Origin of the sequence: Nocardiopsis sp. NPDC049922 (assembly GCF_040660275.1) — a bacterium.
Taxonomy (GTDB): Bacteria; Actinomycetota; Actinomycetes; order Streptosporangiales; family Streptosporangiaceae; genus Nocardiopsis.
This window is the reverse complement of sequence record NZ_JBFAME010000002.1, coordinates 111,002-130,459: the sequence shown is the minus strand read 5'-3', so window position 1 is coordinate 130,459 and position 19,458 is coordinate 111,002. Positions and strand designations below refer to the sequence as shown.

Annotated in this window: 17 protein-coding genes; 9 read left to right on the top strand and 8 right to left on the bottom strand. The window is 69.4% G+C overall.

Annotation, left to right across the window (positions count from 1 at the left end; translation table 11 throughout):
- Positions 1-41 precede the first annotated feature (41 nt).
- The 3 genes from AB0I72_RS04790 to AB0I72_RS04780 all read left to right on the top strand — a co-directional run bounded on the left by AB0I72_RS04790 (position 42) and on the right by AB0I72_RS04780 (position 1,836).
- Positions 42-485: a GNAT family N-acetyltransferase gene (locus tag AB0I72_RS04790; protein ID WP_358563050.1), complete on the top strand. Its 444-nt coding sequence runs from the start codon at positions 42-44 to the stop codon at positions 483-485.
- Positions 486-616: 131 nt separating this feature from the next.
- A complete protein-coding gene (locus AB0I72_RS04785) occupies positions 617-1,285 on the top strand; it encodes a PaaI family thioesterase (RefSeq protein ID WP_358563048.1) in 669 nt (222 codons plus the stop codon).
- A gap of 239 nt (positions 1,286-1,524) precedes the next feature.
- Entirely contained in the window at positions 1,525-1,836 is a 312-nt protein-coding gene (locus AB0I72_RS04780; RefSeq protein WP_358563046.1) for a chorismate mutase, read from the top strand.
- 93 nt (positions 1,837-1,929) lie between these two features.
- Here AB0I72_RS04780 and AB0I72_RS04775 read toward each other — a convergent pair whose 3' ends face one another.
- Entirely contained in the window at positions 1,930-3,117 is a 1,188-nt protein-coding gene (locus AB0I72_RS04775) for an endonuclease/exonuclease/phosphatase family protein (protein ID WP_358563044.1), read from the bottom strand.
- A 124-nt stretch (positions 3,118-3,241) separates the two neighbouring features.
- On the opposite strand from AB0I72_RS04775, the gene AB0I72_RS04770 reads away from it, so the two are divergent.
- Positions 3,242-4,090, top strand: coding sequence for a hypothetical protein (locus AB0I72_RS04770; protein WP_358563042.1), 849 nt, complete (start codon positions 3,242-3,244; stop codon positions 4,088-4,090).
- On the opposite strand, the gene AB0I72_RS04765 is transcribed toward AB0I72_RS04770, so the two are convergent.
- Positions 4,087-4,407 carry a hypothetical protein gene (locus AB0I72_RS04765; protein ID WP_358563040.1) on the bottom strand — a complete coding sequence of 107 codons (321 nt, stop codon included), beginning with the start codon at positions 4,405-4,407 and terminating at the stop codon, positions 4,087-4,089. The genes AB0I72_RS04770 and AB0I72_RS04765 overlap by 4 nt on opposite strands.
- A 266-nt stretch (positions 4,408-4,673) precedes the next feature.
- Between AB0I72_RS04765 and AB0I72_RS04760 the strand changes: the two genes are divergently transcribed.
- A complete protein-coding gene (locus AB0I72_RS04760; protein ID WP_358563038.1) occupies positions 4,674-5,552 on the top strand; it encodes a helix-turn-helix transcriptional regulator in 879 nt (292 codons plus the stop codon).
- A complete protein-coding gene (locus AB0I72_RS04755) occupies positions 5,549-5,806 on the top strand; it encodes a DUF397 domain-containing protein (protein ID WP_358563036.1) in 258 nt (85 codons plus the stop codon). The genes AB0I72_RS04760 and AB0I72_RS04755 overlap by 4 nt, the downstream gene beginning before the upstream one ends.
- 79 nt (positions 5,807-5,885) lie before the next feature.
- On the opposite strand, the gene AB0I72_RS04750 is transcribed toward AB0I72_RS04755, so the two are convergent.
- The 3 genes from AB0I72_RS04750 to AB0I72_RS04740 all read right to left on the bottom strand — a co-directional run bounded on the left by AB0I72_RS04750 (position 5,886) and on the right by AB0I72_RS04740 (position 10,447).
- On the bottom strand, positions 5,886-7,115 hold the full coding sequence (locus tag AB0I72_RS04750) for a lanthionine synthetase C family protein (RefSeq protein ID WP_358563730.1): 1,230 nt from the start codon (positions 7,113-7,115) through the stop codon (positions 5,886-5,888).
- Positions 7,112-10,222 carry a lantibiotic dehydratase gene (locus tag AB0I72_RS04745; RefSeq protein WP_358563034.1) on the bottom strand — a complete coding sequence of 1,037 codons (3,111 nt, stop codon included), beginning with the start codon at positions 10,220-10,222 and terminating at the stop codon, positions 7,112-7,114. Before AB0I72_RS04745 ends, AB0I72_RS04750 begins: the two co-directional genes overlap by 4 nt.
- 69 nt (positions 10,223-10,291) lie before the next feature.
- The gene (locus AB0I72_RS04740; RefSeq protein ID WP_358563032.1) at positions 10,292-10,447 is read right to left on the bottom strand and encodes a hypothetical protein; all 156 of its coding nucleotides are present in this window, start codon (positions 10,445-10,447) and stop codon (positions 10,292-10,294) included.
- Positions 10,448-10,784: 337 nt separating this feature from the next.
- Between AB0I72_RS04740 and dnaE the strand changes: the two genes are divergently transcribed.
- Positions 10,785-14,348 (top strand): DNA polymerase III subunit alpha, encoded by a 3,564-nt coding sequence (dnaE, locus tag AB0I72_RS04735; protein WP_358563030.1) that lies wholly within the window; start codon positions 10,785-10,787, stop codon positions 14,346-14,348.
- Between the two features lie 199 nt (positions 14,349-14,547).
- Complete coding sequence (locus AB0I72_RS04730) at positions 14,548-15,411, top strand: PadR family transcriptional regulator (protein ID WP_358563028.1); 864 nt, start codon at positions 14,548-14,550, stop codon at positions 15,409-15,411.
- A gap of 58 nt (positions 15,412-15,469) precedes the next feature.
- On the opposite strand, the gene AB0I72_RS04725 is transcribed toward AB0I72_RS04730, so the two are convergent.
- Positions 15,470-16,003, bottom strand: coding sequence for a DinB family protein (locus AB0I72_RS04725; RefSeq protein ID WP_358563026.1), 534 nt, complete (start codon positions 16,001-16,003; stop codon positions 15,470-15,472).
- A gap of 78 nt (positions 16,004-16,081) precedes the next feature.
- On the opposite strand from AB0I72_RS04725, the gene AB0I72_RS04720 reads away from it, so the two are divergent.
- On the top strand, positions 16,082-16,849 hold the full coding sequence (locus tag AB0I72_RS04720; protein ID WP_358563025.1) for a hypothetical protein: 768 nt from the start codon (positions 16,082-16,084) through the stop codon (positions 16,847-16,849).
- A gap of 11 nt (positions 16,850-16,860) precedes the next feature.
- Here the strand turns inward: AB0I72_RS04720 and AB0I72_RS04715 are convergent, their stop codons facing one another.
- Both AB0I72_RS04715 and ybaK read right to left on the bottom strand, forming a co-directional pair.
- Positions 16,861-18,729, bottom strand: coding sequence for an AMP-binding protein (locus AB0I72_RS04715; RefSeq protein WP_358563024.1), 1,869 nt, complete (start codon positions 18,727-18,729; stop codon positions 16,861-16,863).
- A gap of 131 nt (positions 18,730-18,860) precedes the next feature.
- On the bottom strand, positions 18,861-19,319 hold the full coding sequence (gene ybaK, locus AB0I72_RS04710) for a Cys-tRNA(Pro) deacylase (RefSeq protein ID WP_358563728.1): 459 nt from the start codon (positions 19,317-19,319) through the stop codon (positions 18,861-18,863).
- Between the last annotated feature and the right edge of the window lie 139 nt (positions 19,320-19,458).

Genomic DNA, 19,458 nt, shown 5'->3' with positions numbered 1-19,458 from the left:
GCGCGGACCGGACGCGTCCCGGGGGCGATTAGTCTGCGGACATGACCAGTACCGAACCGCTGATCCGCCTGGCCGAGGACGACCACGACCGCGCCGTCGTGTTCGCCATCCGCGGCGCCGTGTTCGTCTCCGAACAGCAGGTGCCCATCGAGGAGGAGTGGGACGAGCGCGACGTGACCGCCGACCACCTCCTCGCGCTGGTCGACGGCGTGCCCGTGGGCACGGTCCGACTCGTGGACCAGGGCGGGGGCGTCGGTGTGCTCGGCCGCCTGGCCGTCCTGCCCAAGGGGCGGGGGACCGGTACCGGGGTGGCGCTGGTGCGCGCCGTGGAGGTCCGGGCGCGCGAGCGCGGACTGACCACGGTGGAGCTCCACGCGCAGACCCACGCCCTCGGCTTCTACGAGCGGCTCGGCTACACCGCCCACGGCGAGGAGTTCCTGGACGCGGGAATCCCGCACGTGCACATGGTGCGTGACCTGGCCTGACGTCCGCGCCCCTGGAGTGTGACGAGGAGCGCTGGGGTTCGCGATCTCTTCCTGGACTACTACCGAGTAGGATTCGGTTTGACGTTCGTGCCCCCAGCCTCCCGTGCCCACCCCGATCCGACGAGGAACACATGACGGTCAACACGCAGCCGGTCCCGGCACTGCCCGACCCCCGGGAGTACGGTCTCCCCGTCGTCGAGGCCGCCGACATCACCCCGGAACTGCGCTCCCTGGTGGCCCGCGTCCACGACCTCATCGACGCCGTCGCCAACACCGAGGCGGACACCGACACCCTCGCCCAGACCGCCGCCACCGTCGAGACCCTCACCGACCGGCTCAACGTCGCCCGCCGTGACGTCGGCGCCATGGTCCAGCGCGACCTGCGCGACGGCACGGTCGAGTACGGCACCATCACCAACATCGTCGCGGGGGACACCAACCCCGTCGCCCCGCCGCTCTCCCTGGAGCGCACCACCGAAGGGCTGCGCGGCGACGTCACCCTCACCACCACCTACCAGGGCCCGCCCGGGTTGGTCCACGGCGGCTGGATCGCCGCCCTGCTCGACCAGGCCGTCGGCAGCGCCGCCGCGCTCGCGGGCATGCCCGGGCTCACCGCCAGACTCGAGGTCGACTACCGCCGGCCGACCCCGCTGTTCACCCCGCTGGAGATCACCTCCCGGGTGACCGGCGCGGAGCGGCGCAAGGTGTTCGTCGCCGGGGAGATCCGCGTGAACGGCGAGGTCACCGCCGAGGCGACCGCCATCATGGTGCGGTTCGAGCTGCCCGAGCCCGGCGCGTAGGGAGTGTCACGCGGGCGCGCGCCGGACGAAGGAGGTAGGATCGGCGCCATGGTCCACCGCTATCACGTGTTTAGCCAGCCGACGGTCCCGTCGGCCGCTGACACGTAGGCGGACACAGGGATCGTCGGCAACGGAGCACTCGGGCGGTACGCCCGGTGCTCTTTCGTCTTTCAGGCGGCCGACGAGCACCCCGGCGGGACGCGGCGGCCGCGCCACGTACTCACCCGTTGGAGCCCACCGTGCACCGTCCGACCACCTCCGCCGAGCCCACGCCCGACGACCGGATCCGCCAGCTGCGCGGCCGCATCGACCAGGTGGACGCCGAACTCGCCGAACTCCTGGAACGCCGCGCGCTCCTGGCCGCCGAGGTCCAGCGGCTCAAGCCGGTCGGGTACTTCGCCGGACGCGACGCCCGCCGCGAGCGCGAACTGGTCGAGCGCATGGCCGAACACGCGCCGCGCCTGGGCGCCGACCGGCTCGCCGCCATCATGGACAGCGTCATCAGCGCCGGGCTGGCCGCCGCCCAGGAGGAGGCCGAGCGGGACCGCTGACCAGGAACGTCGTGCATAGGGAAGGGTGTTCTACGGGCGAGTCACCCATACTCCGCGGAAGCTCTGGCGGCGTCGGCCGCGCCGATCCCGTGCTCAGGGCCTCCCCACGTCCACCCACACCAACCGGTGGTCCGAACTGGGGAACGGGTGGTCGCCCGTCAACCGGAACAGCGGGTCGTCCGGCGCGGGCCAGAACACCCCGGACCCGCCCACGGGCAGCTCCGCCGAGGGCAGCACGTAGTCCGCGCGCAGGTGACCCGAGGGCACGGCGGCCCCCGCGTCCACGGCGGCTGGACCCAGCCCGCCCCGGCTGGTCGGTGCCACGTCCCTGACGCCGGGATGCTCCAACAGCTGCGTGACGGCCTTGGGATGCCCGTCACCCGCCGCCGGGTCGGCGTTCAGATCACCCGCGATCACGAACGCCGCACCCGCCGCCAGTCCTCCCCGCCGCCCCTCGTCGTCGTACAGGTGCCCGGCGTCCGGGGACGCGTAGTCGACCCAGAACCGGATCTCGTCGTGGTTGCGCAGCACGTTGCGGCGTTCGGGGCCGTCGAACGCCGGTGGAGTCGGATGGCACGCCAACACGTGCACCGGCCGCCGTCCGCCCACGTCCACCGGTACGTCCCAGTGGCTCTTGGAGGACAACCGCAGCACGTCCAGCGCCGCCTCCGCGTAGAAGGGTCGCCCCGTGTCCGGCCGGACGGGCAGCAGGGCCCCGGGCAGGTCGGCCCACCGGAACGTCCGGAAGGTGCGCACACGGTCGGTCAGGATCGGGTACCGGGAGAACAGGACCATGCCGTACTGGCCGGGGAACAGGCCGAACCCGAACGCGTCCCCGGCGTAGCCCGTGCAGCCCGGCTCGGTCACCACCCGTCCGTCGCCGTCCAGGTCCGCGCCCGAGGCCACCCCCGTGTTGACCGGGGCCGTGTAGACGTAGGGGTACTCGATCGGCTCCGCGCCCCGGTGCCCCACCGACAGGTAGCGGTCCTGGAACAGTCGCGGGCCGAGCCCGTCCGGGTCGTGGTCGAACTCGTTGACGAGCAGGACGTCGGGGCGCACCCGCTGGACGATCTCCGCGACGTTGCGGAGCTGCGTGCCGCCCGGCCCGGCCAGCTCCGCCAGCAGCGCACCGGCCGCAGAACGCGTCAACGCGGCGTTGAAGGTGGCGAACCGGACCTCACCGTGCCCCGGCGGTTCGGGCATCGAGGGCGAGACCGTCGACGTCGGCCGCACCGGCCGCACACCGGAGGCCGCCAGCACCAGGGTGGCGGTCGAACGCATGGGAGAACCTCTCGCGGGGGAGACGGGGCGACCCGCCCCATCCGCCGGACGTTAGCAGGTCGTCCGTCCCCAGGGGCCGGAAACCGTTTGTCCCGACCGCGTCCGTCTTGCTTCAATACGCCCCATGGAACCGATGCGCCCCTTCCGTTGGAACGTCGCGCGCGGCGATCGGCTCGGCTCCCTGCTCGACGGACACGACCACGAACCCGCGTACCTTCCCCACCTCGTCGAGTGCGCCGCCAAGGTGCTCGCCCGCAGCTCCGACGGTGACCTGTACTTCGTCGGGCGATCCGCCGACAGCGTGTTCGACCTGCTCAGCGGCGCACTCGCGGACACCCGGTTCGCGTCGCGCCTCCACCAGCTGCCGCTGTCCCTGTACGGCTCCGACGGCGCGGACCTCACCGCGACCGAACGCGCCCAGCTGCGTACCAACCTCACCTCCTCCGGGCTGTCACCGAACGGCCTCGCGGGGCGACGGCGTCCGGTGGTCTTCGCCGACCTCGTGCTGGCCGGGTCGACGTTCACCAACCTCCACCACCACCTGCGCGACTGGATCGACGACGAGCGCGCCTCCTGGAACGTCATCCGGACCAAGATCCGCTACGTGGGCATCACCGTGCGCGAGAAGACCAGCCCGAACACGTGGCGGTGGCAGCAGCACGAGGACTGGGTCACCGAGTTGCCCGGCAAAGCGGTGTGCAACGTCTCGGTCGACCTCTGGCTCTGGCGCTACCTGGGCAACGACCAGCCCAAGACCGCCCACTCCTTCCGACGCACTCGCTGGTCGGACCCGGAGGTGACCGTCCCTCGCCACGACGAGAAGGCGCGCCGAGGCCTGGCCATCGCCGTCGCCCTGTACCAGAGCGGTCGCACCCGCGAGGTGCGCGAGGAGATCCACCGGGTCCTCACCGGTGAGCCGACCTTTCGTGAGCCCTGGCTGCGTGACATCGCCCGCGCGCTCCGGCGGCGTTAGTCCTCTGAGATCGGTTCCGGCTCCGGGTCGACCCAGGAGACGTGCGTCGTGCCGTCGCCGCGACCGCAGACGCGAAGAGCAGAGCGCAACGACCCGAACGTGCCGTGTATCCGTGCGGCGTCTCCCACCAGGGCGACTCGGCCGTCTTTGAACTGCTGGCCCCACGCGATGATGACGCCGTCCTGCTCGACCTCGTCCAGAGCGAAGACCGCGAACCGGCGCGGAGCCTCTTCCCGGGCGAGGGCGTCGGCCTCGGTACGCAGCTCGCCGGGGCTGAAGACGAACGGGTGGACCAGGTGTGCGGTGGTGTTCACCATGCATCGAGACTGCGATACGGATGTCACTCTGCGCCACCGATTCGTGCTCACCCATTGTTTGGTGGATTCCTGTCCGAAATGCCGTAGGGGTCTGTGGAGCGCTGTGGAGTTCGGCCAAGTGCTGTGAGCAGCGTCGGAGTGATTGTGGCCGGGTGACCGAACTGGATCTGTGGAAAACCTCCACCGACGGTGAATGAGGAATTACGCTGAGATTGCCGATTCACGGGGACTCGGTGTCACCCCTCACCCCTTTCGGAGCGCCTGCCATGACCGACCTGCACCTTGTGCCCGAGGACGAGCCCAACGAGCCGCAGCGCACGATCTCGCCCACGCTCAGGTACTACGCGGCTGAACTCAAGCGCTTCCGGGAGAGGGCCGGGCTGACGCAGGCGCAGCTCGCCGAGGTGATCCCGTACTCGAAGTCGATGATCTCCATGGTGGAGACCGCCCGGAGGACGCCGCTGGACGCCCGCGACGGCGACCGGGTCATGTCCAAGTTCACGGAGTGCTGCGACGAGGCGCTGGAGACCGGTGGCGCCCTGGGGCGGATCCTTCCTCTTCTTGAGCAGTCGGATCCATACCCCTCCTGGTTCAGGCCCTACGCGAACATGGAAGCTGAGGCCGCGGCGATCTACGAGTACCAAACCCAGACGGTCCCAGGTCTGCTCCAGACCGAGGACTACGCCCGTGCCGTGCTGGGCTGTGCATCACCGTCGATTGGCGCTGACAATGTGGAGAAGCAGGTAGCCGCACGCCTCAACCGCCAAGCGATCTTCGATCGGAGGCATCCGCCGCTCATGTGGGTGGCGGTTGACGAGATCGTACTCCGAAGGCCAATCGGTGGTTCGTCAGTAATACGGAACCAGCTTGAGCACCTGATTGAGGTGGCCAGGCGCACGTACGTCACATTCGTTATCGTGCCTAGTGATGTGGAGGAGCACGCGGCGTTGGATGGGTCGTTCAGCGTTCTCACGTTCGCTGACGAAGACCCTCTGCTCTACGTTGAGGGGCGCCGTACCGCAGCCATGACGAACGTGAAGCAAGAGGTCACCCCCGTCCTCCAGAGCTTCATGACGCTGTGTGCTCAGGGGTTGTCCCCGAAAGCTTCTGAGCGGCTGCTTATGTCCATCATTGGAGAACTATGAGTGAGATGTGCGATAAGCGCGACCTTCCGTGGCGCAGGTCCAGCTACAGCGGGAGCCAGGGCGGGAACTGCGTCGAGGTTGCATTGGGGTGGCGGAAGTCCAGCTACAGCGGTAGCAAAGGTGGGGAGTGCGTCGAGGTCGCTGACGGAGCCTGCCACATGAACCTGCGGGACTCCAAGAACCCCGGCCTGGGCTACTTCTCCTTCGAGTCAGGGGAGTGGGACGCTTTCCTCGTGTCCGTCAAGTGCGGCTGACTCCTGACGCGCTGTCCGGTGGCGGGGATGCTCCGGCCATCGGGCAGGGGGCGTCAAACAATCGGAACCGGAGTGACGGTCAGCCGAGGGCGAGGCAGCGGTCCCAGCCGCTGAGCGGTTCGGTGTCGGTCGCGAATGTGTGCAACGCCAAGGTGATGCCCGCGCGCCCGGTGAGCAGGCCGTCTGGTGCGTTGTCGAACGCGGGATGGTTCATCACGGCGTGGGCAATCGCCGGTAGCCGTGCCCGGAGTCTGGGATCGCCGCTCGTATGCGCCACGCGCCAGCTGACGTGTAGCACGCCAGCCCATCCATGGCAGAGCGTCGGGTCGGTGATCAAGTCGGTCAGCGCGGGGTTGTCCAGGACCGTGACGAGTCCATCGACGGCCACGCTCATCCACTCCGGTCGGGAGAGTGCCACCCCAGCTATCTGCAAGGCTCTGGCGATTCCCACCGTTCCGTAGCACCACACCGGGCGCTGTGGTCGAACGGGCGGCCTGAACCACTCGTCTGCTTCATCCGGGATCACGATCCCCGGCCAGCCCTGCCACTCTCCGGCCTGCTGAGCGCCGGGGCTCCACTGCATCAGCCCATCCGCGAGCCGGGTGATCGCGTCGGCATGACCCGGCACACGGACCTCCTTGATCCAGGCCTGGGCGAGGAGGGAGAACGGACCAGCGATGCCGTGGGCGACGCCCAGATTGACGTGCCCCCGTGGGTAGGGAGTGGACTGGCCGGGCGTGGGGGAGTCGGGTGTCCACCATCCTGGTAGGCGTCGGCCCCGGCGATCCCGAGTGGGTTCGGCCATCTCCACCAGGGAGGAGAGCAGCGCACGGAGTTCGGCCGGGGCGGTACCCCTGTGCAGGAGGTAGACACCCAGTCCGGTCGCCCCGGAGATCAGGTCGTACGCCCCCAACCGAACGCCAGGAACCCCCGACCTCGCGCGATCCCGCCCATCCCGTACGAGGTCGTGGACCCGGTCGACGACGACGCCGTCCAAGCGGTCGAGCGCGTTCTCGTAGTCGTGTGGCCCTGCCGCGTGCAGGGCCAAGGCCAGTGCGGCAGCGCCCTGGTAGAGACCGTCCTTCTCGCTGACACGGACCTGTTTCGCCGCTTCGGAGAGCCATGCGTGCGCGGTCGAGCGGAGGTCGGCATCCGCGCGACCCAATTCGGCGAACAGCAGGGCGATCCCGGGGCGGCCCTGGTCGAGCGACGTCGGATCGGGGAGGCGCACCCTGGGGTCGGAAAGTCGCTCGGACACCTGGGCCACGATGTCGCGGGCACGTTCGCGCGCCGCATCGACCTCCCTCACGGCCAACCGCACTTCTCCGCGCGTTGCTGGTGGGCTCGGACGGTTGCCCGTGCCACCGCCATCGCCTCCGCCTCGCTCTCCCGGTCGATCCCCAGCAGCCGGTTCGAGTGCATGTGCAGCAACGATGCGAGGACCTGTCCGGGAGCAGGACAGCCGCTCGTCCCTTCGTCGAGACGGGTTCGGTACGCCTCCAGCGCTGCGCGGCGGTCCCGCCACGACTCGACGACGGCGTGACCTCCTGGGACACCACGCAGTTCTGACCAGCCGGAGGCGGGGTCGACGAGTGTCAGCGCCAGGTCACGATGGGCCTGGAAGGCACGATGGTGTGGGCTCTTGCTCAGCATGGCGAACCAGTTCGCCGCCCCAGCGCCCAGAAACGACCACGCGATGTCCGTGAAGTTCGCTGCGGCCAGCAGTACCAGGGGGATATCCGCTCGGTCAGTGCGAACGATGCGGGACTGGTCGAGCACGGAGGCGCTGTCGGCATCGAACACTCGTTCCGCAGCAGTCATGGCTTCCCCCGGGCCGTAGCGGCCCACCTCGGGCGCGTAGGTCGTGAGTTCCAGACGGTCGACCAACCCGGAGGCGCGGAGCGTGGCGACCCAGTCACTCAGTCGGGGCAGCACATCGGCGTTGAGCGTGTCGGGGACACCACGGAAGCGCAGGCGTAGGTGGGGGTGAGGGTCGTCGTAGCGCACGAAGAACCATCGCTCGACCGGCAGCCCCCGAAGCAGCTCCGGCAGGTTCGTTGTGATGAGGTCGTCCATGTGTTCGGGGGTGCACGCGACCTGAGCGCTGAGCCACGGTCCTCCCGGCAGGTGCTCCGGGGCTCGGACAGCGGCCCCCGCGACCGTGGGGGCTGGGCTCTGAGAGGGCGTCGTCCCGAGGGTGAGCGGAAAGACGATCTCGTTACCGCGGCCCGCCAACCATCCCGTTGCCTCAGGTGCGGCGGCCAGACATTCGGAGACGACGATCTCCTTCTCGTGGAGGACTTCGTTCCGGAACAGGTACCGATGGGATTCCTGGCCCAGATCGAGCATCAGGCAACGGTCCCGTGAGACGTTCGGGGCCAGCACCTGGATCCTGTCGGGGACACGCCAGGTGTCACGCCACCGGTTCAGGGTGCGTTCCCACGCGCTGAAGCCCTCGTCGGGGGTGCGCAGTGAGGCGGGCACCCGCCAACGAGCGGGCGCGAGAATCGTTCGACGGTGTCGGACGCGCGGTAGGTACGGCAGGTACGCCGCCGCACCCCATGTCCAGGGCTGCCAGGGACGCGCCCCGCCGAGTCCGATCTCACGGAGGAGCCGCGCGAGCGGGGGAGCCTGGGAACGGTAGTTGAGCGAGTGGAGGCCGACAGGGATGACCTCCTGTTCGCGTGAGTACGAACAGACATGGAGGCGGTGCGGGCTGGCCACCACGGAGAGGTCGTTGGGGTCGAGCACAGCCGGGTCGCGTGGGTCGGAGTACGTTCCCAACGGGATGGTCAGCCCCGACCACTCCGGGCCACGGAGGACGTTGGCGCTACGGCGGTGCGGCGGCGAGAACACGAGGTGAGCTCGTGGCGCGTGCGGGCCGTCCTCCCGGGCGCGGATGGGTCCGACCTGGGACACCGCCCCATCGCCCTGGAACAGGTGAGCGAATCGGCTGGTCATGGCCCCGATCGAGGGTGAGCCGAACGCCGAGGCGACGACGAGGAGGAAGTCACCCGAGATCAGCGCATCGGGCGACGGGGCGAGAAGTTGCGCGCACAGTTCGACCTCGACCGGCCACGGAGGCTGGGCAGCTGGCCTCGACAGTTCCGCCAGCGAGGATTCATCCAGCACCACCTCACGCCGCAGAAGCGTGGCTTCCTGTGCGAGGGCGGAGAGGACACGGTCCCGGTTCTCCTGCCCGCTGACGGCCGAGTGCGTCAGTCCGCGTGTCCAGGGTGGATCCAGTCCACGCTCGGGGTCCAGCACCTCCTTGACGGGGATCGGTGTGTTGACGCCGAACCGTCGCACGAACCGTCGGTGGAAGTCTTCCAGGAGGGCCGGATAGGGCCCGGCCAGGCGGGACAGGACGTTCGCGGTGGCCTCCACCTCCTCTGCGACGAGGGCAGGAAGTTGGACGCTCACACCCAACGCCAGGTCCACTTGGATGTTCTGCTCGTGTGGCACGGCACCGATGGTTCGCAGGCAGCGCTGGGCTGACGTGAGCACGTCACGGCCGGTGCCGACAGGCAGTTGCCCGTAGTGATCGAGGTCCTTCTGCACCTGACGTAGCTGGTCCACCTCCCGGGCCACATCCGAGGGGAGGGCACCCGGAGAGAGAGCCTCAAGGACGGCCAGGACATGCCCGACGGGATCAGGCGCCCCCGGTGTGGGAGGAAGTTCGGTGAGCAGAAATCCCAGTTCCACGAGCCGCCGTAGCAAGGAGTCGATCACCGCCTCGGGAACCCGGGGGTGTCGCTTGCCGATGCTCTCCCGGAGCCGATGGACGGGAACCGGTGTGCGGGCCGAGTCCAGGACCAGCCGCACGGGATCGCTCAGTCGAACGGAGGTGTGCGCGGGCTGGCCTTCGGACGTGTGCCCACACGGAAGCACCAACCGCTCGCCACGGATTCGGCACAGGTTGTTGACGGCCACATGGAGATGGGCGAGGACGGCGGGCTGCGACTGACACCGCCGCACCCAGGAATCGAGCCATCCGAGGTCGATGGAGGCGGCCTTCCGGTGGCGACCGTGCCATTGCGCCGACGCGCCTGTCCCCACCGTGGCGGTGGCCACTCCCGCCAGCGTTCCGAACGGAGTCGACCGGCTGTGCATGCGCAGGAGGTACCGGGCGAGGGACGCGGCGGTTCGACGGGCCCGGCGCGGCGGAAGCTCCTGCCCCGAGACCACCTGCTCCAGCACCCGGGCCAGGGGCGGGCTGGAGATCTGGATCGCTTCATGTAATGCCGCGTCACGGGTGACCGTGTCGCGGATCCAGTCGGTGAGTTCTCGTGCCTCAGCGGGCGACGTACGGTCCAGGGCGGCGACGGGAATGTCGGGTAGGGAGCGGAACGGGTGCAGTGGTGCCCGCAGCATCGCGGTACCCGCACACCTGTACTGGGGTGTTTCGGCGCTCATCGTTCCTTGCCGAGAGGGGAAGACAGAGGCGGATCCGCGCCGCCCCCGGTCGCCCGGGGCGGCGCTCACTCACACCGTGTCGGGGGTGTCGGCGAAGCAGTTGGGCAGGGTGGCGCAGGTGTTGGTGCAGTCCTCGGAGGCCGCAACCGTGGCGCCCTGCCACTGGGACTCCGGGATGATGCGCACGTCGAGCTGGAACTCTCCGTGGGTCTCGTTCTCCGGCATGAACTTCCTCTCCGCCTGGAGCGGCTGTCGACCGTTCGGTCTTCCGCGTTCGCTGCTGCGGACGGCGTCACGGAGACCATTCCCCGAAAGCGGGGCCGCAGGCAGGATTCGCTGCCCACAAGGGGTTCTGTGAGCAGCCGTCCGACATGCCCGGGTCAGTTGTGACCGGCTGTGAGTAGTGCGGATCTCGGGTGACCAGGGAGAGTGATTGGTGAGCGAGTCGGAACGCGGTGCAGTGCCAGGGGCGGGTTGTCCACAGGGGCCCCGAGAGTCGTGGGACGGGCGTAGGCTCGGGAGTCATCACCCATCCGTCGACCCTCCTGGGGGCACCCGAACCATGGCTGACTCCTTCACCCATCTGCACGTCCACACCGAGTACTCGATGCTGGACGGCGCCGCGAAACTCAAGCCCCTGTTCAAGGAGGCCTCGCGGTTGGGCATGCCAGCGGTCGCCATGACCGACCACGGCAACATGTTTGGGGCCTACGAGTTCTTCCAGCAGTCCAAGGGCACCGGAGTCAAGCCGATCATCGGCATCGAGGCCTACGTCGCGCCGGAGTCCCGCTTCCACAAGAAGCGCGTGTTCTGGGGCCGGGCCAGCGGGTCGGACGACACGGCGGCCGAGGGCGGCAAGGACATCTCCGGTGGCGGCCGGTACCTGCACATGACGATGCTCGCGGAGAACGAGACCGGGCTGCGCAACCTCTTCAAGATGTCCTCGCTGGCGTCCACGGAGGGCTACTACATGAAGCCCCGCATGGACCTGGAGCTGATGGCCGAGCACAACGAGGGCATCATCGTCAGCACCGGCTGCCCCTCCGGCGGCGTGCAGACCCGCCTGCGCCTGGGCCAGGAGAAGGAGGCGATCGAGTATGCCGCCAAGCTCCAGGACATCTTCGGCAAGGAGAACGTCTTCCTGGAGTTGATGGACCACGGCGTCCCGATCGAGAAGGAGGTCCGTGACGGCCTGCTCAAGGTCGGCCGCGAACTCAACATCCGCCCCCTCGTGACCAACGACTCCCACTACGTCTACGAGGACCAGGCCGCCGCGCACGACGCCCTGCTGGCGGTCGGTGTGGGCAAGAACCTCGACGACCCCACCCGGTTCCGGTTCAACGGATCCGGCTACTACCTCAAGACCGCCGACGAGATGCGCGGCATCCTGAACTTCGACGAGTGGGCCCAGGGGTGCAAGAACACTCTGCTCATCGCCGAGCGCGTAGCCCCGGACGCCTACGATTCGGTGTTCGCGCACCGCGACCTCATGCCCGAGTTCCCCGTCCCCGAGGGGGAGACCCAGTCCTCCTGGCTGGCCAAGGAGATCGAGCGGCTCCTCAAGGGCCGCTATCCGAACGGGGTCGGTGACGAGGTCCGTAGGCGCGTCGACTTCGAGCTCGGCATCATCAACGAGATGGGCTTTCCCGCCTACTTCCTCGTGGTTTCCGATATCTGCCAGTACGCCCGCAAGAACGAGATCGCGCTGGGCCCCGGGCGTGGTTCCGCCGCGGGCTCGATGGTCGCCTACGTCCTGGGCATCACCGACCTCGATCCCCTCGAACACGGTCTGCTGTTCGAGCGGTTCCTCAACCCCGAACGCGTGTCCATGCCCGATATCGACCTCGACTTCGACGAGCGTCGGCGCGGGGAGATGATCGAGTACGTCACCCGCCTGTACGGCGAGGAGCGCGTCGCGCAGATCCTCACCTTCGGCACCATCAAGGCTAAGGCCGCCGTGAAGGACTCCACCCGCATCCTGGGCATGCCCTATTCGGTGGGAGACCAGATCACCAAGGCCTTCCCGGCCGCGGTGGGCGGCAAGGAGATCCCGCTCGACGCTGTGTTCAACACCGAGCACGAGCGATACAGCGAGACCACCGAACTGCGCAACCTGGTCGACAACGACCCACAGGTCGCCAAGGTCATGGAGACCGCGCGCGGTATCGAGGGCCTGACCCGGGGCACCGGCGTGCACGCGGCGGGCGTCATCCTGTCCAAGGAACCCCTGCTCGACGTCATCCCGCTCCACAAGCGGGACACCGACGGCGCCATCATCACCGGCTTTCCCTACCCTCAGTGCGAGGACATGGGTCTGCTCAAGATGGACTTCCTGGGGCTGCGCAACCTCACGATCATGGACGACGCGGTCAAGAGCATCAAGGAGGCGGAGGGGATCGACATCGACCTCTCCACGCTGTCCCTGGACGACAAGAAGACCTACGATCTCCTCTCCCGCGGTGACACGCTCGGTGTGTTCCAGCTGGACGGCGGAGCGATGCGCAACCTGCTCAAGCGGATGGAGCCGAAGAAGTTCGGTGACATCGCGGCCGTCCTGTCGCTGTACCGACCCGGACCGATGGCGGCCAACGCGCACAACGACTACGCCGACCGATCGAACGGCCGCCAGGAGATCGCCCCGATCCACCCGGAGCTCAAAGAGGCTCTCGACCCGATCCTGGGGGAGACCTTCCATCTGCTCGTCTACCAGGAGCAGATCATGGCCATCGCCCAGCAGCTGGCCGGGTACACACTGGGCGGCGCGGACCTGATGCGCCGCGCGATGGGCAAGAAGAAGAAGGAGGCGCTGGAGGCCGAGGAGGCCAAGTTCTTCCCCGGCGCCAAGGAGCGCGGGTTCTCCCAGGAAGCGATCCAGGCCCTGTGGGACGTCATGCTCCCGTTCGCGGGGTACGCGTTCAACAAGTCGCACGCCGCAGGCTATGCACTCGTCTCGTACTGGACCGCCTACCTCAAGGCCAACTACCCCGCTGCCTACATGGCCGCGCTGCTCACCTCGGTCAGCGACGACAAGGACAAGATGGCGGTCTACCTCGCCGAGTGCCGCGCCCAGGGCATCAAGGTCCTCCCCCCGGACGTCAACGACTCCGGTCTGCGCTTCACCCCGGTCGGCCGCGACATCCGCTTCGGCATGGGCGCGGTCCGCAACGTCGGCGCCAACGTCGTCAACTCGGTCATCAAGACCCGCAACGAGAAGGGCCGCTACACCTCCTTCACCGACTTCCTGTCCAAGATCGAGCTGGCCGCCTGCAACAAGCGGGTCATCGAGTCCCTGATCAAGGCGGGCGCCTTCGACTCCCTGGGCCAGCCCCGCCGCGAGCTGTACCGCCACCACGAGGCGGCGGTCGACGGCATGATCAGCTCCAAGAAGCAGGAGGCGCACGGCCAGTTCGACCTGTTCGGCGGCGCCGACGAGGGCGGCGACTCCACGCCGATCGGCCTCAACATCCAGTGGGGCGACGAGGAGTGGGACCGCAAGACCAAGCTCGCCTTCGAGCGCGAGATGCTCGGTCTGTACGTGTCCAGCCACCCGCTGGCCGGCGCCGAGCGCATCCTGGCCCGCTCGCGCGACACCTCGATCGCCCAGATCGTCGCCGGTGAGCAGGCCCGCGAACGCGGCGAGGTGCGCATCTCCGGCCTCATCTCCAAGGTGGACAAGCGCGTCAACAAGGCGGGCAACCAGTGGGCGATCGCCACGGTGGAGGACCTGGACGCCAGCATGGAGGTCCTGTTCTTCCCCAAGACCTATCCGCTGTACGTCGAGGCCCTGCTGGAGGACACCGCGGTCACGGTGAAGGGCCGCCTGAACGACCGCGACGGCACCTGGTCGATGTTCGCCTCGGAGATGTCGATCCTGGACATCTCCCACGTGTCCGACGGCGAACCTCCGGTCCTGTTGACCGTGGACGAGAAGCGGCTCACCTCCGAACTCGTCACGGAGCTGCGCCAGGTGTTGAGCAGCCACAAGGGGGAGACCCCGGTCCGGATCCGCGTGGACAACCCGGTGCGGTCGCGGATCTACGCCGTCGACCGGTACTCGGTCCGGATCTCGCCGGAGTTCAACGGTGAGATGAAGAGCCTGTTGGGGGCGTACGCGGTCGACTACTGACGCCGCCGACCCCGAGGGGTCCCGGGTGCCGTTCGGGCGCGCGGGACCCCTTTCTCGTGTCCGCGCGCAGGAGACGGGGCCGCAGCCTCTTGCGTCGATGTTCTTAGCGATATATCTTTGAGCTATCAGAATGAAGATCGACTATCGACAAGAAGAGTTGACAGTCGCTTCGTGTCTCAACGAAGGCGAAGGAGTCTCCATGAGCGCCATGGCACTGCCCGGCCCCTGGTCCTGGGAGGGGCGCGGACGCCGGTTCCGCGGTCCCTGGTCCTGGCGGCCCACCGACACCCCGCGCGGCCACCACGGCCACCACGACCACCACGACCACCACGAGCGGCACGCCGGACACGACGACGAGGGCCACCACGGTCACCACCGCGCCGAGTTCGGCCACCGGCCGCCCCGTCCGCCCGAACCCCCCATGCCGCCCGGGGGGCCGTGGGGAGGAGGCGCCTTCCCACCCGGATTCGACCCGTTCGGGGGCTTCGGCCCGCACGGTGGCGGTCACGGCGGCTTCGGACGCGGCGGACACCGCCGAGGCGGCCCCCGTGCCCGCCGCGGTGACGTCCGCACCGGCATCCTGCTGCTGCTCGCCGAGGAACCGCGCAGCGGATACGAGATCATTCGCGAGGGGCGCGAACGCAGCGGAGGGATGTGGCGTCCCAGCCCCGGGTCCGTCTACCCCATGCTCCAGCAGCTGGAGGACGAGGGCCTGGTCAGCCAGATCGAGGGGGAGGGGCGCCGCCGCCCCTACCAGCTCACCGAGGAGGGCGTCGCCCACCTGGAGGAGCACGGCGCGGACCTCACCCCGCCGTGGGAGGCGGTCGCCGACGCCTACGCCGACACCCGGTCGCGCTTCGAGGAGGTCAGCGCGCTCGCCTACCAGCTCAGCGCCGCCGCCGCCCAGGTCGCCCAGGCGGGCACCGACGACCAGGTGGAGCGGGCCAAGCGGCTCCTGAACGAGGGCAAGCGGGGCCTGTACCGGATCCTCGCCGAGGACGACGCCGCCGAGGCCGCGGACGGCGACGACGGAACCGGTGCCGCCGCGCCGGGCGTGGACTGATCCGGGAAAGCACGCGGGGCCGCCGGGGTGCGTCCCCCCGGCGGCCCCGCGCGTACCGCTACTCGCCGGTCACACCGTCGGCGAGTTCGCGCAGCACGTCCAGATGCCCGTTGTGCCGGGCGGTCTCCTCCAGCATGTGCAGCAGGACCCACCGCAGGGTCACCTGCCTGTGCGCGTTGCGGGCGGTCGTGCCCAGCTCCAGCCGGGCGGCGATCTCCCGGGACCGGGAGCACTGGGCGTCGTACGCGTCCAGGAGTTCGTCCAACGGCCGTTGCGCGCCGACGCGGAACTCCGCGTCGGGATCCTCCGCCGAATAGGGGGCGCGGTCGGGCTGGTTGAGCATGACGGTCTCGAACCAGTAGGCCTCCACCCAGCGCAGATGCGACACGATGCCGCCCACCGTCATCAGCGGTGAGGTCGGCAGCGGGGCCGCTCCAGTCAGGTGCGGAGCCAGACCGGCGCACTTGCGACGCACGGTCGCGCGGTGCCAGTCCAGCCAGGTGGTGAGCATCGTGCGCTCGTCGGCGGCCTTGGGCGGGTCCAGCCGTGCGGGCAGGGGAGTCGCGGTCGCGGGGTCGGTGATGTCGCTCATGCGGGTATTCTCCTTCGGGCCGTGCCCCGCGGCCAGTCGTTTTCCGGGGCGTACGACGGGTCCGCGAGAAGGGCGATCATGACCGATCACAGGAGGTCGCGGCTGGGGCGGCAGCTGCTCGTGGGCGCGTGCGTCCTGGTCGCCGTGGCGCTGGTCGGCGCGGCCCTGGGCCCGGTGTGGTGGTTCGCCGCCCCGGACCGCGTGGCGGGCACCGCGCTGGGCGACGGTCAGGTCTTCACCGGCACGGCTCAGGAGGTGTTCGCGGGGGAGGGCTACTTCGCCCTCATCACCGCCGTCGCCGGGATGGTGACCGGCTACGGCGCCTACATGGTCCAGTTCTCCCTGGCCCGACGCCGGATCCAGGATCTGCGCCTGGTGTGCCTGGTCGGCGGCTTCCTGGGCGCGGTGATCGCGACCGTCCTGACCTGGCAGGTCGGGACGGCCCTCGACACCCCCCTGCACGAGGCCGTGTCCGACGCCGCACGCGGGGAGTCCGTGACCGTGGGTCTGCAGTTGCGCGCGACCGCTTTCCTGGTGGCCTGGCCCTTCCTGTTCGTCCTCCAGTACGGGCTGTTGGACGGGATCAGCATGGTGAGGGGCGACCTGCCGGGCGTTCCCCTGCCGGCACCCGCCCCCGACTCCGACGCGGAGGTCGTGGGCGTCTGCGTCACCGACGGCACGGAGTCCACCTTCGCCGCACCGCTCCCGGTGGACACGTCCGCCACCGGCGCGTCACCCGCCACCGACGCCTCACCCGCCACTGTCGAGTCAACCGTGGCCGGTGACTCGTCCGCCGCCGACGGGTCGCCCGTGAGCGCCGAGCCCGGCGAGCGTCCGACCCCCTGACAACGCGCGCCTCACAGGCTCTGCACGGTGTCCTCGTACATCCCGTCCAGCAGGTCCCGGTACTTCTCCTCGATCGCCCGCCGCCGCATCTTCAGACTCGGCGTGATCTCGCCCTCCTCCACGGACAGTTCGTTCGGCAGGATCGCGAACCGCTTCACCGTCTCGTGCCGGGGCAGGTCCCGGTTGAGCGTGTCGATGGCCTCCTGCACCAGCTCACGCACCGCCGGTTCCCTGGTCAGTGCCGTGTAGTCGAGTCCGCCCAGCCCGTTGTCGGCGGCCCACGAGTCGATCGCCTCGGGGTCCAACGCCACGAGCGCCACGCAGTACGGTCGCCGGTCGCCGTGCACGACCAGGTTGCTCACGTACGGGCACAGCGCCTTGAACCGGCCCTCGATGCCCTGCGGCGCCACGTACTTGCCGCCCGAGGTCTTGATCAGCTCCTTCTTGCGGTCGGTGATCCGCAGATGTCCGTTCTCCAGGACGCCGATGTCACCGGTGGCGAACCAGCCGTCCTCGGTCAGCACCGCCTGGGTCGCTCCGGACAGGTTGTGGTAGCCGCGCATCACCCCGCCCCCGCGCAGCATCACCTCGCCGTCCTCGGCGATCCGCACCTCGGTGCCGGGCACCGGCAGCCCCACAGTTCCGAAGCGCACGTCCCCGGGCCGGTTGACGAACGTCGCCCCGCTGCTCTCGGTGAGGCCGTACCCCTCGAGGATGGTGATCCCGGCGCCGTAGAAGAAACGGCCGATCTCCGGGGCCAGGGGAGCGCTGCCGGACACGAAGAACCTGAGCCGACCGCCGAACCGCGCACGCAGCTTCGAGAACACCAGCCGGTCGGCGATCCGGTACTGGACCGCCAGCACCCCCGCCGGCTCGCGGCCCTCCTCGCGCTCGCGCGCGACGCGGTCGGCCACACCGGCGGCCCACCGGAAGATCCGGTACCGGGCCGTCCCGCCCTCCCTGGCCTGCATGACCACCCGGTTGAACACCTTCTCGAAAATGCGCGGCGCGGCGGCCATGAACGTCGGCCGGACCACGGCGAGGTTGTCCACGATCCGGTCCATCCGCCCGTCCACCGCGGTCCGGAAACCGATGCGCAGCTGGCTGACCTGGATCACCTTGCCGAACACGTGCGCCAGTGGCAGCCACAGGTACTGCACGTCGTCACCGGTCATCAGGGCGTGGCCACGCTCGCGCAGCTCCTGGTCCATGGTGTGCAGCGCCTCGGCCTCGTACACCCAGTTGGCGTGGTCGAGCCGGACCCCCTTGGGCCTGCCCGTGGTCCCCGAGGTGTAGATCAGGGTGGCCAGGTGTTCGGGCCGCACGCTCGCGACCAGCTCGTCGAACAGCTCCGGGCGCTCGGCCGCCACCCGCGCGCCGCGCTCCTCCAGTTCGGCGAGCGGGATCACCCAGTCGTCGTCGCCCCCGGCGTCCCCCTCGAAGGCCACCACCCGGGACAGGCCGGGCATCCGCGCACGCTGCCGCCGGAGCTTGGCGACCTGTTCGTCGTCCTCGGCGAAGGCGACCATGCTGCCGGAGTCGGAGACGATGTAGGCGCAGTCGGGAGCGGTGCACGAGGGGTAGATCGTCGTGGTCGCCCCTCCCGCGCACAGCACGCCGAGGTCGGCCAGGATCCACTCGATCCTGGTGCTGGACGCGATCGCGCACCGGGCCTGGGAGGTCACCCCGAGCGAGTGCAGGCCCAGGGCGATGTGGCGGACCCGGTCGAGCGTCTGGGCCCAACTGAGGGTCGCCCAGGTCTCGCCGTCGCCCGTGGGGTCGGGGACGGGGTGGCTGAAGGCCTCGGCGGCACCGGATGCGGCGACCCGGGAGGTGAACATGGCGGCGATCGAGGGAAAGGGGGACGAACTGTTGTCCATGTCACAACGTTACCGCTGGGTAGGAGCTCCGGCAACGGTCCGTGGCCGACTGTGCGCGAGTCCACCGGCCCCTGTGGCGCAGGGGATGCGCGCTCGTGCCCACCGTCACTCCGCGCGACCGGAGGCGGCGGTCAGGAGACGCCGATCGGGGCGGTGACCGCCTCCGTCAGTCGGATCAGGTCGGCGGCCGCCAGCTCCATCTGGAGGCCCCGCCGCCCCGCCGACACGTAGACCGACGGCAGCTCCGTCGCCGAGGCGTCGACCACCGTGCGCAACCGCTTGCGCTGGCCCAACGGGCTGATGCCGCCGCGCACGTATCCGGTGATCCTCTCCGCCCGGGCCGGGTCGGCCATCCTCGCCCGCTTCCCGCCCACCGCGGCGGCGAGCGCCTTCAGGTCCAGCGACGTGCTCACCGGCACCACCCCGACCGTGAACACCCCGTCCACCTCGGCGACCAGCGTCTTGAAGACCCGCTCACGGGGGACCCCGAGCGCGTCCGCGGCGTCGGTTCCGTAGGAGTGCCCGTCCGCATCGCCGTCCACCTCGTAGGGGTGCAGGGTGTAGGCGGTCCTGGTCCGCCCGGCGGCCACGGTCGCGGGTGTGCCCCGTCCACTCATGCCCGGGATCTCCTCAACTCTCGCGCGAACACTGACGGTCGCGGGCATCGGACACGCGTCGCGCACGGTGACCGCACCGGCCCACACCAGCAGGCTAGCGCCGGTCCCGTCA

What these genes read in the sequence shown, in the direction of transcription:
- AB0I72_RS04725 (WP_358563026.1), bottom strand. Translation starts at nt 16,003, where the DNA reads ATGAGCGACATCACCGACCCCGCGACCGCGACTCCCCTGCCCGCACGG.
- AB0I72_RS04755 (WP_358563036.1), top strand. Translation starts at nt 5,549, where the DNA reads ATGAGTGAGATGTGCGATAAGCGCGACCTTCCGTGGCGCAGGTCCAGC.
- AB0I72_RS04765 (WP_358563040.1), bottom strand. Translation starts at nt 4,407, where the DNA reads ATGGTGAACACCACCGCACACCTGGTCCACCCGTTCGTCTTCAGCCCC.
- AB0I72_RS04790 (WP_358563050.1), top strand. Translation starts at nt 42, where the DNA reads ATGACCAGTACCGAACCGCTGATCCGCCTGGCCGAGGACGACCACGAC.
- AB0I72_RS04740 (WP_358563032.1), bottom strand. Translation starts at nt 10,447, where the DNA reads ATGCCGGAGAACGAGACCCACGGAGAGTTCCAGCTCGACGTGCGCATC.
- AB0I72_RS04775 (WP_358563044.1), bottom strand. Translation starts at nt 3,117, where the DNA reads ATGCGTTCGACCGCCACCCTGGTGCTGGCGGCCTCCGGTGTGCGGCCG.
- AB0I72_RS04715 (WP_358563024.1), bottom strand. Translation starts at nt 18,729, where the DNA reads ATGGACAACAGTTCGTCCCCCTTTCCCTCGATCGCCGCCATGTTCACC.
- AB0I72_RS04760 (WP_358563038.1), top strand. Translation starts at nt 4,674, where the DNA reads ATGACCGACCTGCACCTTGTGCCCGAGGACGAGCCCAACGAGCCGCAG.
- AB0I72_RS04785 (WP_358563048.1), top strand. Translation starts at nt 617, where the DNA reads ATGACGGTCAACACGCAGCCGGTCCCGGCACTGCCCGACCCCCGGGAG.
- AB0I72_RS04745 (WP_358563034.1), bottom strand. Translation starts at nt 10,222, where the DNA reads ATGAGCGCCGAAACACCCCAGTACAGGTGTGCGGGTACCGCGATGCTG.
- dnaE (WP_358563030.1), top strand. Translation starts at nt 10,785, where the DNA reads ATGGCTGACTCCTTCACCCATCTGCACGTCCACACCGAGTACTCGATG.
- AB0I72_RS04770 (WP_358563042.1), top strand. Translation starts at nt 3,242, where the DNA reads ATGGAACCGATGCGCCCCTTCCGTTGGAACGTCGCGCGCGGCGATCGG.
- AB0I72_RS04720 (WP_358563025.1), top strand. Translation starts at nt 16,082, where the DNA reads ATGACCGATCACAGGAGGTCGCGGCTGGGGCGGCAGCTGCTCGTGGGC.
- AB0I72_RS04730 (WP_358563028.1), top strand. Translation starts at nt 14,548, where the DNA reads ATGAGCGCCATGGCACTGCCCGGCCCCTGGTCCTGGGAGGGGCGCGGA.